Raw genomic sequence first — 11,798 nt, forward strand, 5'->3', positions numbered from 1 at the left:
AACTTAAGGCTTCGTGACTACGCTGACTGAGCCATTCACTAAAGTTTGACAGGCAAGGCGGTAATTTTCCGGCTTTTTCTTGAATTTTCGGTTTTCTACGTCTGTGCGGGGGGAAAGATTTTCTAGTCCTTCGACTATCTCCACAACACAAGTACCACACTGACCATTACCACCACAATTGGTCATCTTGCCAATCAATGTATATATGTCAATGCCATTTTGTATCGCTTTGAGCCGGAGATTAGCACCATCTGCTGCCACTACTTCTTTATTTTCTTTGATGAATTTGATATTACCCATAACTGATTCCTCCTTGACTGTAAGCTTGGCTTTCAAGGCTTCATATTGACATGGACTAATTAACATCTTATTTATTATCATAATTTATTACAAAATATTAATAAATATTAATTTTAGAAAACATAGTACTACAAAAAAATAGGACAGGTAGAGTACCTGTCCTATAAATTGAACAATAGATTAACTTATCTAAATCCCACAGCTGCTTGCCAAACGAAAGCAAGCAACAAGAAGAATACGGGGATGACTGGGAGAACGTCTACCAAAGGATCGAAGATTTGGTAAGCTTCTGGCAGTTTTGCTAATAAAAGTGCTGCTTCCATGTTTGTTTAAACCCACCTATCCAACACAGCTTTCATAATTGAGAAGTATCTTAACATGGTTTGGTCATTGGTCATTGGTCATTTGTCATTTGTCATTAATCCTCTGCTCTTCCACTCTCGATTTCTCATCTCCCCTTTCTTCGGTGAGCCAGTGACCAAATTCTGCAACAAAACGATCGCTCAATATTGCTTCTCTAATTTTTTGCGTAAAGCGAATTAGTTCAGTAATATTGTGAATGCTCAACAAGGTATAAGCCAAAATTTCTTGCGATCGCACCAAATGAGATATATAAGCACGGCTAAAATTTTGACAACTGTAGCACGGACAAGTTTCATCTAATGGCGTAAAATCTTCACGAAACTTAGCATTTTTTAAATTCCAGCGTCCGCCTTGGACTATCGCTGTACCATGTCTTGCCCAGCGAGTGGGAATGACGCAATCAAATAAGTCTATACCAGATGCGATCGCGATCGCCATTTCCCGATAAGTACCCACACCCATCAAGTAACGCGGCTTTTGGGGGGGTAGAAGCGGTGCTGTAACTTTGACAATCTCAGCCATCAATTCTGGCGGTTCTCCCACACTCACGCCACCAATGGCATATCCGGGCAAATCTAACTGAGCCAAAGCTTCAGCTGCACGGCAACGCAAATCCAAATACACGCCCCCTTGCACAATCCCAAACAACGCCTGATCGTTGCGTCGATGAGTTGTTATACAGCGTTCTAACCAGCGGGAAGTACGCTCAGTTGCAGTTTCTACCTCTTGACGAGTCGCTGGGTAGGGCGGACACTCATCAAAAGCCATAATCACATCGGCCCCCAAAGTATTTTGAATCTCAATGGAGCGCTCTGGTGTTAAGTTAATAATTTGTCCATCATGGGGCGAGCGAAAAGTTACGCCTTCTTCAGTAATTTTTCGCATTTCGCTTAAGCTGAAGACCTGAAACCCACCCGAATCTGTGAGCATTGGGCCGTTCCAACCCATAAATTTATGCAACCCACCACCTCCAGCCACGATCGCTTCTCCTGGTTGTAGGTGAAGATGATAAGTATTGGATAATATCATTTGTGCCCCAGTATCTCGTAGCTGAGATGGAGTAATAGTTTTGACATTTGCCAGCGTTCCCACTGGCATAAATCTGGGGGTTTCTACAAGACCGTGAGGAGTGAAAAACACTCCTGCTCTAGCTTTTGTCTGACTACAGCAAGCAAGACATTGAAAAGAAAAATTCGCACTCATGCCATTTGGAATTTTAGATTTTAGATTTTGGATTGTGAAACACTAATTGGTAAAGAGTTTCAGAAATCCATAACTAGTACAACGCAGCAGAAATAAACCACCCCTGACGCTCGTTCGCCCTTGGTGTCTCACGCCACTTGCTCCACTTGGGGAGACCCCAAGACCGCAGTGGCTCCCCTTGGGAGAAGACTCACTAACGCTGCGCTAACGGGTGACGAACGCAAGCTCGCTAACGCTACGCTAACGGCAGTTCCTCATGGGGGGAACCCCCTCTTCTGCGGACTGCCTCACCATTTCATTACAGCCAAAAAGCCCAAAATGAAAGCTTTTTGATTTTTGACTTTTGACTTTTGCCTTGCGGTACTAGCAGCCATAAAACCAAATGGTATTAGGGCAAAATTAATATTATTTGGCTAAATTATGGACAAACATCAAAATTGGTAATTGAGTTTTAGCGAATACTTAAGCATTCATTACTAACCTAGTTACCAACTTTACGAATATATACTCTAAATAATTGTTATTTAGAAGGAATCAGAACAGTCATCGTCAATTTCTGCATCCCACCGGGCTGAGAGTACTTGTTCCATCATCGCTTCTATAGCGCTGACATTGAAGCTTCGCTCTCGTCGCTCTTGTAAAGGGGTTGATCGGGGAATCAACCGCAGACACAATCCTTCTTGGATCAAATCGAAGTAGGTTTCTTGTTGCGATGACTGTTTTAGTTCCAAGTAATCAAAACTACAAACATTCAGATATAGCGTGCGGTTAGCCACTAAGGTAGACCTTTGCGGATTGGCAAAAACTTCCATCACATCCCCTTCACCCTCGCTCAGTACCTTATCTTCTTGGGTGTAGATGTAGTGGACTCGACCTAAATCTGCCAGCAATCGCCGGATGTCGAGCTTATTCACAATGATGCCCGTGTTAATAATGCACGGAGCTGGTATCCTGGTGTCGGGTAGATGGTGACTCATAGGAAAATTGCGATTGAGCTAAGGAGAGCAACAACATAGCTAAACTGTCATAATTGCATAGCTTGTTTACTCCCTACATTTAAAAAAATATCAATTTTATGGGGCTATCGTCTAATAATTTGGAGTAAGTTTTTAGTTGACGAATACAAAACACAAATTTTACTCCCTGATGGAATTTTAATTTCCTAAATACTTGGTTTATGTATAAAAAAGTACTCCATCTATTTAATTGCCACTTAGACCAGCATAACAAAATTTTCAACGAGAATGTTTAATAGAAGTAAATCTTATCTAAAGTTTTAAAGTCTGATCGTGTTGGTTGTACTGAAATCAAGACTATTATCCAGCAATTTACCAAAAATTAATGTAATTCAGATGACGAAACAGCAACAGTGGTGGAAAAAGCTGCTGTTAAAGCTGGCAGCAGGTGTTATATTTTATACAAGCATTCCCCTACCGGATTTGAACGGATTGGACTTTCGGGGAGTAGCACGTCTTGCTTCCCTTGTCGGGTTGATAATTGGGGGAATTTTAGGATTTCTGGATACGGGGATGAATTATATTGGTGTGCCCGTGCTAACTCGTAGTGCTTTGGTAGTAAGTGTTTGGATTGGCATAACTGGAGGATTGCACTTAGATGGGGCAATGGATACAGCTGATGGTTTAGCAGTGGGCGACCCAGATCGGCGACTGGAGGTGATGGCAGATAGTGCTACAGGAGCCTTTGGAGCAATGGCTGCGATCGCCTTGGTGATACTGAAAATAACAGCTTTAGCGGATATGCCAGAAAACCGTTGGTTATTGCTGATGGCTGCTTGTGGCTGGGGACGTTGGGGACAACAACTAGCGATCGCCCGATATCCTTATCTGAAACCAACTGGTAAAGGCGCATTTCACAAACAAGCCATTCGTTCTTACAAAGATTTATTACCGGGATTGTTGTTGTTGTTTAATTTGAGTGGTTTACTTTGGTTGATAGATAAACAGCAGCTATTTCTCGCACTGACAATGATAGTTGTTGGAAGTGCGATCGCCACTTTAACTGGCGCGTGGTTCAACCACAAATTAGGTGGACACACCGGAGACACCTACGGTGCAGTCGTCGAGTGGACTGAAGCCTTATTTCTCTGTGTACTGACCGCTTTTTAATAAATGGGGGGATAGAGGAGCAGAAAAGAATTTTTAACTCCTGACAAATGACAAATGACAAATGACAAATGACTACTTCACTTAATCGGTTGCAACTTTGTCACTTTGAGTTTAAAAGCCCCAACCCCAGTTTCCCCAAAAGACCGGACGCGAATAACATAATTTCCTGTCTCTACGATGCGAGTAAAAAGTAAGGAATTGCTACTACCATCGGGGCCATCATCATTTTCTGCCAGAGTCGAACCATCAGGTGCCAGCAGTGTGATGATACTGTCAAAGTTTTCCGATGACAGGTCAACTGCTAAATTATCGCCCTTCTGCAACTTTACAGTGTAATCACGGGCAAACCCACCTTGACCTGTGGGAATGTCTTTGTCTGAGAGGCTATCCGAAAGTTCAGTACTGTTAGATAAAGGAATTGGACTATACAATTTATTTTGAGCAAAAGCTGCACTGGTACTAATGCTTATTGCCAGCAATGTGGCAGGAATGATGATGAGTTGTTTTAAACCTGCCGCAAAAACTTTATTCATACATTTCAAGCAATTTTTCTACAAAAATAGGTTAATTCGGTCAATATATCCAGTTATTAGTCAAAGCTTGCGCGTTAATTTTTGATTTACCCGTCTTTGACGGCAGTGGCTACAGCTACTAATCCTAAGACCACAATTCCATACTGACGAAGTGTTTGCACAGCAGACCTCGCAGTAGCACCAGTAGTATAAATGTCGTCCACTAACAGCACAGGGACATTTGGAGGACGATGGCGAAATTCTTGCCCAATAGCAAAAGCTTTGTCCAAGTTTTTTTCTCGTTTAGATACCGACAAACCAAACTGCGCTTCAGTTTCTCGCACTCTTGCTAAACCGTTTAGTTTCAATTTTAATCCAGTTATTTCGCAGAAGCTTTGTGCTATCAGTGCGGCTTGATTGTATTTACGTTGTTTTTGTTTGCTAGCGTGGAGTGGGATAGGAACTACTACAGGTTGGCTAACTGGCTTTGGTGAATTTAACAACCATGCTTCCCCTAACCATTGACCCAAAGGACGAGCTATTTGGGGTTGATTTTCGTATTTCATCGCTGCGATCGCCCGTTTTACCGGGCCACCATATTCCGCCCAGCCAAATACAGGTATAGGCTCTTGCCATAGAGAAACCGGGTCTTTACGTTGACATTTTTGCAGTTGCCTGATGCAGTTGTGACAAAATTCTTGGGAAGTTGCGCGTTGACATAAGGGGCAATGGGATTGGAGAAAAAGATTGAGTAAGCCTGTGAGATTTTTAATCCAAGTGTGCATTTAGAATTATCCTTTGTCATTTGTCATTTGTCATTTGTCATTTGTCCAATAGCTAGTACAACACGGCGTAAAGAAACCACCCCTGACGCTCGTTCGCCCTTGGCATCTCCCCTTGGGAGAAGACTCGCTTGCCGCCGACGCTAACGGGTGACGCTCTCTTGGAGACGCTACGCGTAGCTTGCTTCTCTGTAAGAGTACGCAGGCTCGCTCTAAGCGTTCGCGCAGCGTCTCCAAGAGTTGCCATGCCAAGGCGTTGCCTCTCGTTCGCGTTAGCGTCTCTGAAAGAGAAGAGAAGGCTTTACGCTGCGCTAACGGCAGTTCCTCATGGGGGAAACCCCCATTGCCCTTGGCGTCTCCCCTTCTCCCAAAGCTATCCATTACCCGGATCTTTCTTAACATTTGCGAGAGTATTCACTCACGTTTTTTATAACCCTGATTCGTTCGTCGTTAATTCTCAATAAAAACCTACTTTTAGCAAGAATATTAAGAGGTAACTTGTCAAGTATGCCTCACACCGAGGGTGTTTAAGATGCCTACAAAACAAGCGTTTCAAGATTCTAAAGAAAGATGTGACTAATGGATAGCTCCCTTTGGGAGAGGCTAGCGCCTTCGCGGAGCGTCTCGTAGAGAAGGGAGAAGACCATCGGTGAGAGGTTAAGACAATCTTACTTTTGTCAATTAGAAATTATGCTGAAAATTGGAAAAAAATGGAGGTATTAACTTAACTCTTGTACTGAACGGATGGGTCAAGAATGAATCATGCCTATCAAGATGACGCGTAGACGCCAAGCGGCTTGCCTTTGCCATCGCCTGCTCAAAAATTCTGTTTTCAACCCCGATTTCAGCAATATTTCAAGTACTATTGCTTATTGACCAAAGGAAATTGCGAATTATTAATTGTTAATTGGCTAATTACGGGGTACAAGCCCCCACCAAATGCAACGATATTGGTGGTCAACAAGAAAGTGGCGGGTTTCAAGCCCCCACTAATTGTCTTAATTGCGAATTGCGAATTGCGAATTGCGAATTGGAGTTGACTTCCGCCTTGCGGCACTTGTAACTTTTAACTAATGACCATTGACTAATGACTATTGACTAATGACGGATTAGCCGAGTTCTTCTGACTCCACAGTTAAATTGCCGACGCTGGCGTTTGGAAAAGAGGCTGGCAAAGACGGGCTATTACGAGAATATGGCTCTGCCAAGTTAGAACGCAGTTGCCGCATCAGGCTAGCCATTTCTAGGGCATTCAGGGCGTAATCCCAGCCATGATTACCTTTTATGCCTGCCCGTTCTAGGGCTTGCTGCATAGTATCTACTGTCAAAATGCCAAAAATTACTGGCACCCCAGTTTGAAAGCTAGCGGCGGCAATGCCTTTAGAAACCTCTGAGGATACATAATCAAAGTGGGGGGTTTGTCCTCGAATGACTGCGCCAAGACAAATTACAGCATCATAACGATGGGAAAGTGCTAATTGGCGAGCTACTAAAGGTACTTCAAAACTTCCCGGAACCCAAACATAATCCACCTGATTACCTTGGGGGTTAGGGTCTACACCGTGGCGTTTTAAACAATCTTGACATCCCTCTAGCAGCTTTCCGGTAACGAGATCGTTGAATCGACCAATCACCACTGCAAACCGCAAAGGCTCCGTTTGGGTAAAAGTTCCCTCGAAAACTGCCATGATTGCCTCTTTATCAACTATACTTCTGGCCAATATACATTTCTTATTTAAATGTAGAGGAGCAGGAAAGCGCGGTCAAAATGAAGTTAGTAGGAAAAAGAAAAAATCCTTTGTTTCCCTTAACCTTTGACCTTGGCTTTTCTGCCCCTCTAGTTCTTATATTATGTGCCTGCGCCAGAGCAAAGCCGTCACCTACACGACAAAAAAGTTTAACAAACCAACTAAAAATACCAAACCAATCCAGACGCCAGAACCAACCCAGAGCAGTTTTTTAGATTCACCCCAATTTTGGGGAGTGGCGTAAGCAACCGGAACTCCAACAACGAGGACAAAAGACAACACTACTAGACCTATCAAGGCAAATTGGAATATTATGGTCATTTTTGCTTCTCCCAATACAGTGAAATACTAAAGATAGAATATCCTAAAGGGCGACACTGACACTTTCTTATTATTTTTAAGCTAGCAGAAATTGCAACATTTTTGTCATTTGTCCTTTGTCTAAGTACAAGTGATTAATGGCTCTTAACTATGGATTTAATTCTTTGCCACACAACAGCAGATTTTGACGCATTAGGAGCAGCAGTAGGGTTAACGCGCCTACTATCGGGAAGCAAGATTGTGCTACCTGGCGGCTCTCATCCTACTGTACGGGATTTTTTAGCATTGCATCGGGATGAATATTCGCTGATTGAACGCCGTTCGGTAAATCTAGAAAAAATTCGCTCTTTGACTGTGGTGGATACACAACAGCGCGATCGCTTGGGTAAAGCTGCTGAGTGGTTAGATTTACCCAGTGTAAGAGAGATTATAGTTTATGACCATCACTTAGGACAAGAATCAGATATTCCCGCGACGCGATCGCATATTGACTCGGTAGGAGCCACCACAACTTTAATCGTCGAGCAATTGCAACAACAGGAAATTTCCTTGACTCCTGCCGAAGCAACTGCAATGGCTTTGGGTATCCACGTTGACACTGGCTCTTTGACATACGACCAGTCCACAGTACGGGATGCTTTAGCTTTGGCTTGGTTGATGGAACAAGGTGCTAGTTTATCAGTAATTTCTACTTACCGTGACCCCGGATTATCTCCGCAATTGCAGCAGCTATTAACTAAATCTTTGGAACGTTTAGAAGATTTCTGCTTACATGGATATAAGGTTGCTTGGGTAACTTTGAAAACAGATAGTTTTGTGCCAGGGCTATCGAGCCTAGCATCGGAACTTGTGGAATTAACCGAAATTGATGCCCTACTTTTGGCTAACGAGTATTCTTTAGGTGAAGAGGATTCACGCTTAACTATAATTGGGCGATCGCAAATTCCCAAAATGAATCTTAACCTATTATTCCAACTCTTGGGCGGTGGCGGTCATTCGCAAGCCGCATCGCTAAATCTCAGGGGAGTTGATTCGCAGGCAATATTAAAACAACTTCTTGACGGGATAAAAGCACAAATTCCCCATCCCCTCACTGCTAGGGATTTGATGTCTTCTCCTGTTCGCACGATTCTGCCTGAAACCACAATTGCCGAAGCCCAGCGTATCTTATTACGCTATGGACACTCTGGTTTGTTCGTAGTCGATACTCAAGGGCAACTAGTAGGTATTATTTCGCGGCGGGATATTGATATTGCCTTACACCACGGATTTAGTCATGCACCAGTCAAGGGCTACATGACTAAGAATCTCAAAACGATTACACAAAATACGACATTACCACAAATTGAGTCGATAATGGTGACTTATGATATTGGACGCTTACCAGTATTGGAAAATGAGCAGTTAATGGGCATTGTCACCCGTACTGATGTATTGCGGGAATTACATCAAGAAAGGGATGAAGACGAAGAGGGACAAAAATTCAAAATTCAAAATGACCCTCACGGAGTCACTAACGCGGCGCTAAAAAAATTCAAAATTCCTCTCAGCACTGAGTTGCAAAATCGCCTTGCACCGCAACTGTGGCAATTACTCACTACAGCATCGCAAGAGGCAGAAAAACGGAGTTGGCATCTTTATCTAGTCGGCGGTGCGGTGCGGGATTTGCTATTAACAGAAGCAGTAGCGGGCACTTTGATGATTAAAGATATCGATCTTGTGGTTGATGGCTTTCATAAATCAGCAGATGTCGGTGCTGGTGTGGAATTAGCAAAGGCACTCCAACAACTTTACCCTATGGCTCGCTTAGAAATCCACGGAGCTTTTCAAACTGCGGCTTTGTTGTGGCACAAAGACCCAGAATTAGATTCTCTATGGGTAGATATTGCCACTGCGAGAACAGAATTCTATCCTTATCCAGCTGCAAATCCAGAAGTTGAGGCGAGTTCCATTCGTCAAGATTTGTATCGCCGAGATTTTACTATCAACGCCCTCGCCTTGCGCCTGACTTCTCCTCGTACTGGTGAGTTACTCGATTTTTTTGGTGGATTACTAGATTTACAAGCTCAACAAATTCGGGTTTTACACGCCAATAGCTTTATCGAAGACCCCACCCGCATTTTTCGTGGCGTGCGCTTTGCCGTGCGCTTCGGATTTCAGATAGAACCGCAAACTGAAGAGTTTATTCGCTATGCGATCAACAGTGGTGTTTACGATCGCACTGCTCAAGAGAATAGCAGAACTCCAGCCCTGCAAACTCGACTGAAAACAGAATTAAAACACATCCTAGAAGCCCCCTATTGGAAATCAGCTTTACAGTTACTCGATAACTTAGGGGCATTGCAATGCATCCATCCTACCCTGAAGCTAGACGCAGAACTCGTGCGACAACTACGTTTGCTAGAACGCTGTTTGCGCCGATTTGACCCGCAACCAACCCTCATCCATTGGGAAATGCGTTTAGAAGCGTTAATTGCCCATCTAGCACCACAATATCGGGCGAAAGTAGCAAAAAATCTGCAATTGCAAGAAGATGGCATTAAACGGTTGCAAAACTTGGCTTCTGCCCAAGCTGAAGTAATGGAATCTTTGCCTAAGTGTCAAAGTCCTAGTCAAGTAATGCAGTTGTTGCGACAGTATGATTTACCAATCCTGATTTTAATCGCTGTGCAAAGCCCGCGATCGCTTAGACATCAGATTTGGGAATATTTAACTGTTTGGGCTAATGTGCAGCCACTACTGAATGGCAATGATTTAAAGAAACTTGGTTACAAACCAGGGCCTCAATATCGACAAATATTAGATGATATGCTTGCTGCTACCTTAGATGGAGTGATTAAAGATCACAGAGAAGCTGAAGAGTTTTTAGCCAAGCATTATCCTCATTAATTTATATTTCACACATCTGGTTTTTATGCAAACACAAATACCGAAAAAATCCTACAGTCCAGAGGAATATTTACAACTAGAGGAGACATCAGAATCCAAAAATGAATATAGAGACGGGGAAATAATTCCTATAGCTGGTGGTACGACTAATCACAATGAAATTGCAGGTAATTTTTACGCCAATTTTAAATTTACGATGCTGGGTAAAAATTACAAAATCTACATGGGTGATGTCAAATTGTGGATACAGCGTTATCGTATCTACACTTATCCTGATGTCATGGTTATTCAGGGAGAACCAATATATGAGGGAACTGGTACTACTACAGTCACCAATCCCATAATGATTGTGGAAGTATTATCTAAATCGACAGAGAATCACGATCGAACTAATAAATTTAGATTTTATCGTTCTATTGCGACACTCAAAGAATATATTATGATTAATCAATATCTAAATTGTTGCACTATAAAGATTATTATTTGATTTCTGAACAAAATTATGGGAGGTTCTATCTCCTTCACTGATGACGGCAGGCAGCAGCCCACTAAACATAGGTGCAAAACATTGCTTCTGCGTTAATAAAGATTTTTAACCACAGAGGCACGGAGGTGACAGAGAAGAAAAAAGCGTAGACGCTTTGTGGCTTGTCGTCAGACATTGCCCCCTACTTTCCGAAATTCCTTTGTGCTACACTGTAGTCAATATCAAACCTCATCACAACTCAAACGAGATAGCACAAATGAAGTAGTAGCAAACACCTGTTGCGCCAAAGCAACAAATGTCAACGAAGAATAAACGCAACTAGTTTGACACAGTACACGCAGGTGAAAGTTTGCGAATTGAGGTTTGAAAAGAATGCAAAAAAAATCAATATTATTAGCTGAGAATTTAGCTTATGAACTCAGCTTAGAAAGAACTTTGTTTGAAAAAGTTCAGGTGAATATCGAAGCAGGCGATCGCATTGCTTTAGTCGGTCGCAACGGAGTAGGAAAATCAACCCTTTTCAAGATACTTGCAGGTCAAATTAACGGATATACAGGTTCAGTTTGGTGTAATGGTATTGTCTATTATTTACCACAAATCAGCACTATCAAGCAAGAAATTACAGCAGATACAGTACTTAATTTTTTGATTTCCATCTCTGATGAATGGTGGAAGATTGAAGATATTTTGCAAACACAATTCCACACCAAAGTTGACTTATCTTTACCAATCACTAACTTGAGTGGTGGAGAACTTACTAAACTGTTTTTGGCGATCAGTTTAGCTCAAGAGCCAAACTTGCTGTTACTTGATGAGCCAACTAATCACATGGATTTACAAGCATTAGAAAGCTTAAGACACTTTCTTGCAAATTTCACAGGTGCGTATGTAATTGTCTCTCATAAGCCTTTTTTCTTAGACCAAGTAACAAAAGTTACGTGGGAACTTACACCTGTTGGCTTGAAAATATATGGCGGTAATTTCTCGTACTATCGAGAACAGAAAGAAATAGACAGGACTTACGCAACTGGCACAAAGCACGGGCAGGTAGACAAGGGCGACAAGGG

The 11,798-nt window shown here is 42.5% G+C and carries 12 protein-coding genes and 1 pseudogene; 4 read left to right on the plus strand and 9 right to left on the minus strand.

Annotation, left to right across the window (positions count from 1 at the left end; translation table 11 throughout):
* Nucleotides 1–3 precede the first annotated feature (3 nt).
* From RMY63_RS34940 to RMY63_RS34955, 4 genes are all read right to left on the minus strand, one after another.
* Nucleotides 4–300 (minus strand): 2Fe-2S iron-sulfur cluster-binding protein, encoded by a 297-nt coding sequence (locus RMY63_RS34940; RefSeq protein ID WP_300415706.1) that lies wholly within the window; start codon nt 298–300, stop codon nt 4–6.
* Nucleotides 301–485: 185 nt separating this feature from the next.
* Nucleotides 486–623, minus strand: coding sequence for a photosystem II reaction center protein K (locus RMY63_RS34945; RefSeq protein ID WP_006195022.1), 138 nt, complete (start codon nt 621–623; stop codon nt 486–488).
* A gap of 85 nt (nt 624–708) precedes the next feature.
* Nucleotides 709–1,866, minus strand: a complete 1,158-nt coding sequence (gene tgt / locus RMY63_RS34950; RefSeq protein WP_322733091.1) for a tRNA guanosine(34) transglycosylase Tgt — start codon at nt 1,864–1,866, stop codon at nt 709–711.
* A gap of 524 nt (nt 1,867–2,390) precedes the next feature.
* Nucleotides 2,391–2,843: a hypothetical protein gene (locus tag RMY63_RS34955; RefSeq protein WP_322733092.1), complete on the minus strand. Its 453-nt coding sequence runs from the start codon at nt 2,841–2,843 to the stop codon at nt 2,391–2,393.
* Between the two features lie 375 nt (nt 2,844–3,218).
* Here RMY63_RS34955 and cobS point away from each other — a divergent pair, with 375 nt between their 5' ends.
* A complete protein-coding gene (cobS, locus tag RMY63_RS34960) occupies nt 3,219–3,992 on the plus strand; it encodes an adenosylcobinamide-GDP ribazoletransferase (protein WP_322733093.1) in 774 nt (257 codons plus the stop codon).
* Between the two features lie 77 nt (nt 3,993–4,069).
* Here the strand turns inward: cobS and RMY63_RS34965 are convergent, their stop codons facing one another.
* The 5 genes from RMY63_RS34965 to psbZ form a co-directional block, all read right to left on the minus strand.
* Complete coding sequence (locus RMY63_RS34965) at nt 4,070–4,525, minus strand: PPC domain-containing protein (RefSeq protein WP_322733094.1); 456 nt, start codon at nt 4,523–4,525, stop codon at nt 4,070–4,072.
* 86 nt (nt 4,526–4,611) lie between these two features.
* Nucleotides 4,612–5,289, minus strand: coding sequence for a ComF family protein (locus RMY63_RS34970; RefSeq protein ID WP_322733095.1), 678 nt, complete (start codon nt 5,287–5,289; stop codon nt 4,612–4,614).
* A gap of 30 nt (nt 5,290–5,319) precedes the next feature.
* Nucleotides 5,320–5,688 (minus strand): hypothetical protein, encoded by a 369-nt coding sequence (locus tag RMY63_RS34975; RefSeq protein WP_322733096.1) that lies wholly within the window; start codon nt 5,686–5,688, stop codon nt 5,320–5,322.
* 707 nt (nt 5,689–6,395) lie between these two features.
* The gene (gene ribH / locus RMY63_RS34980) at nt 6,396–6,974 is read right to left on the minus strand and encodes a 6,7-dimethyl-8-ribityllumazine synthase (RefSeq protein ID WP_322733097.1); all 579 of its coding nucleotides are present in this window, start codon (nt 6,972–6,974) and stop codon (nt 6,396–6,398) included.
* Between the two features lie 192 nt (nt 6,975–7,166).
* Nucleotides 7,167–7,355 carry a photosystem II reaction center protein PsbZ gene (gene psbZ, locus RMY63_RS34985; RefSeq protein ID WP_104908235.1) on the minus strand — a complete coding sequence of 63 codons (189 nt, stop codon included), beginning with the start codon at nt 7,353–7,355 and terminating at the stop codon, nt 7,167–7,169.
* A 150-nt stretch (nt 7,356–7,505) separates the two neighbouring features.
* On the opposite strand from psbZ, the gene RMY63_RS34990 reads away from it, so the two are divergent.
* The 3 genes and pseudogenes from RMY63_RS34990 to RMY63_RS35000 form a co-directional block, all read left to right on the plus strand.
* On the plus strand, nt 7,506–10,244 hold the full coding sequence (locus tag RMY63_RS34990; protein WP_322733098.1) for a CBS domain-containing protein: 2,739 nt from the start codon (nt 7,506–7,508) through the stop codon (nt 10,242–10,244).
* Between the two features lie 25 nt (nt 10,245–10,269).
* Nucleotides 10,270–10,698 (plus strand): annotated as a pseudogene (locus RMY63_RS34995) (Uma2 family endonuclease); the annotation flags it as partial.
* A gap of 405 nt (nt 10,699–11,103) precedes the next feature.
* Nucleotides 11,104–11,798, plus strand: a 695-nt coding sequence (locus RMY63_RS35000; RefSeq protein ID WP_322733099.1) for an ATP-binding cassette domain-containing protein, incomplete at its 3' end; no start/stop codon positions are given.

Source organism: Nostoc sp. ChiQUE01b, assembly GCF_034531255.1.
Classification (GTDB): domain Bacteria; phylum Cyanobacteriota; class Cyanobacteriia; order Cyanobacteriales; family Nostocaceae; genus Nostoc.

What these genes read in the sequence shown, in the direction of transcription:
- cobS (WP_322733093.1), top strand. Translation starts at nt 3,219, where the DNA reads ATGACGAAACAGCAACAGTGGTGGAAAAAGCTGCTGTTAAAGCTGGCA.
- tgt (WP_322733091.1), bottom strand. Translation starts at nt 1,866, where the DNA reads ATGAGTGCGAATTTTTCTTTTCAATGTCTTGCTTGCTGTAGTCAGACA.
- RMY63_RS34990 (WP_322733098.1), top strand. Translation starts at nt 7,506, where the DNA reads ATGGATTTAATTCTTTGCCACACAACAGCAGATTTTGACGCATTAGGA.
- RMY63_RS34940 (WP_300415706.1), bottom strand. Translation starts at nt 300, where the DNA reads ATGGGTAATATCAAATTCATCAAAGAAAATAAAGAAGTAGTGGCAGCA.
- RMY63_RS34965 (WP_322733094.1), bottom strand. Translation starts at nt 4,525, where the DNA reads ATGAATAAAGTTTTTGCGGCAGGTTTAAAACAACTCATCATCATTCCT.
- RMY63_RS34970 (WP_322733095.1), bottom strand. Translation starts at nt 5,289, where the DNA reads ATGCACACTTGGATTAAAAATCTCACAGGCTTACTCAATCTTTTTCTC.
- ribH (WP_322733097.1), bottom strand. Translation starts at nt 6,974, where the DNA reads ATGGCAGTTTTCGAGGGAACTTTTACCCAAACGGAGCCTTTGCGGTTT.
- RMY63_RS34955 (WP_322733092.1), bottom strand. Translation starts at nt 2,843, where the DNA reads ATGAGTCACCATCTACCCGACACCAGGATACCAGCTCCGTGCATTATT.
- RMY63_RS34975 (WP_322733096.1), bottom strand. Translation starts at nt 5,688, where the DNA reads ATGTTAAGAAAGATCCGGGTAATGGATAGCTTTGGGAGAAGGGGAGAC.
- psbZ (WP_104908235.1), bottom strand. Translation starts at nt 7,355, where the DNA reads ATGACCATAATATTCCAATTTGCCTTGATAGGTCTAGTAGTGTTGTCT.
- RMY63_RS34945 (WP_006195022.1), bottom strand. Translation starts at nt 623, where the DNA reads ATGGAAGCAGCACTTTTATTAGCAAAACTGCCAGAAGCTTACCAAATC.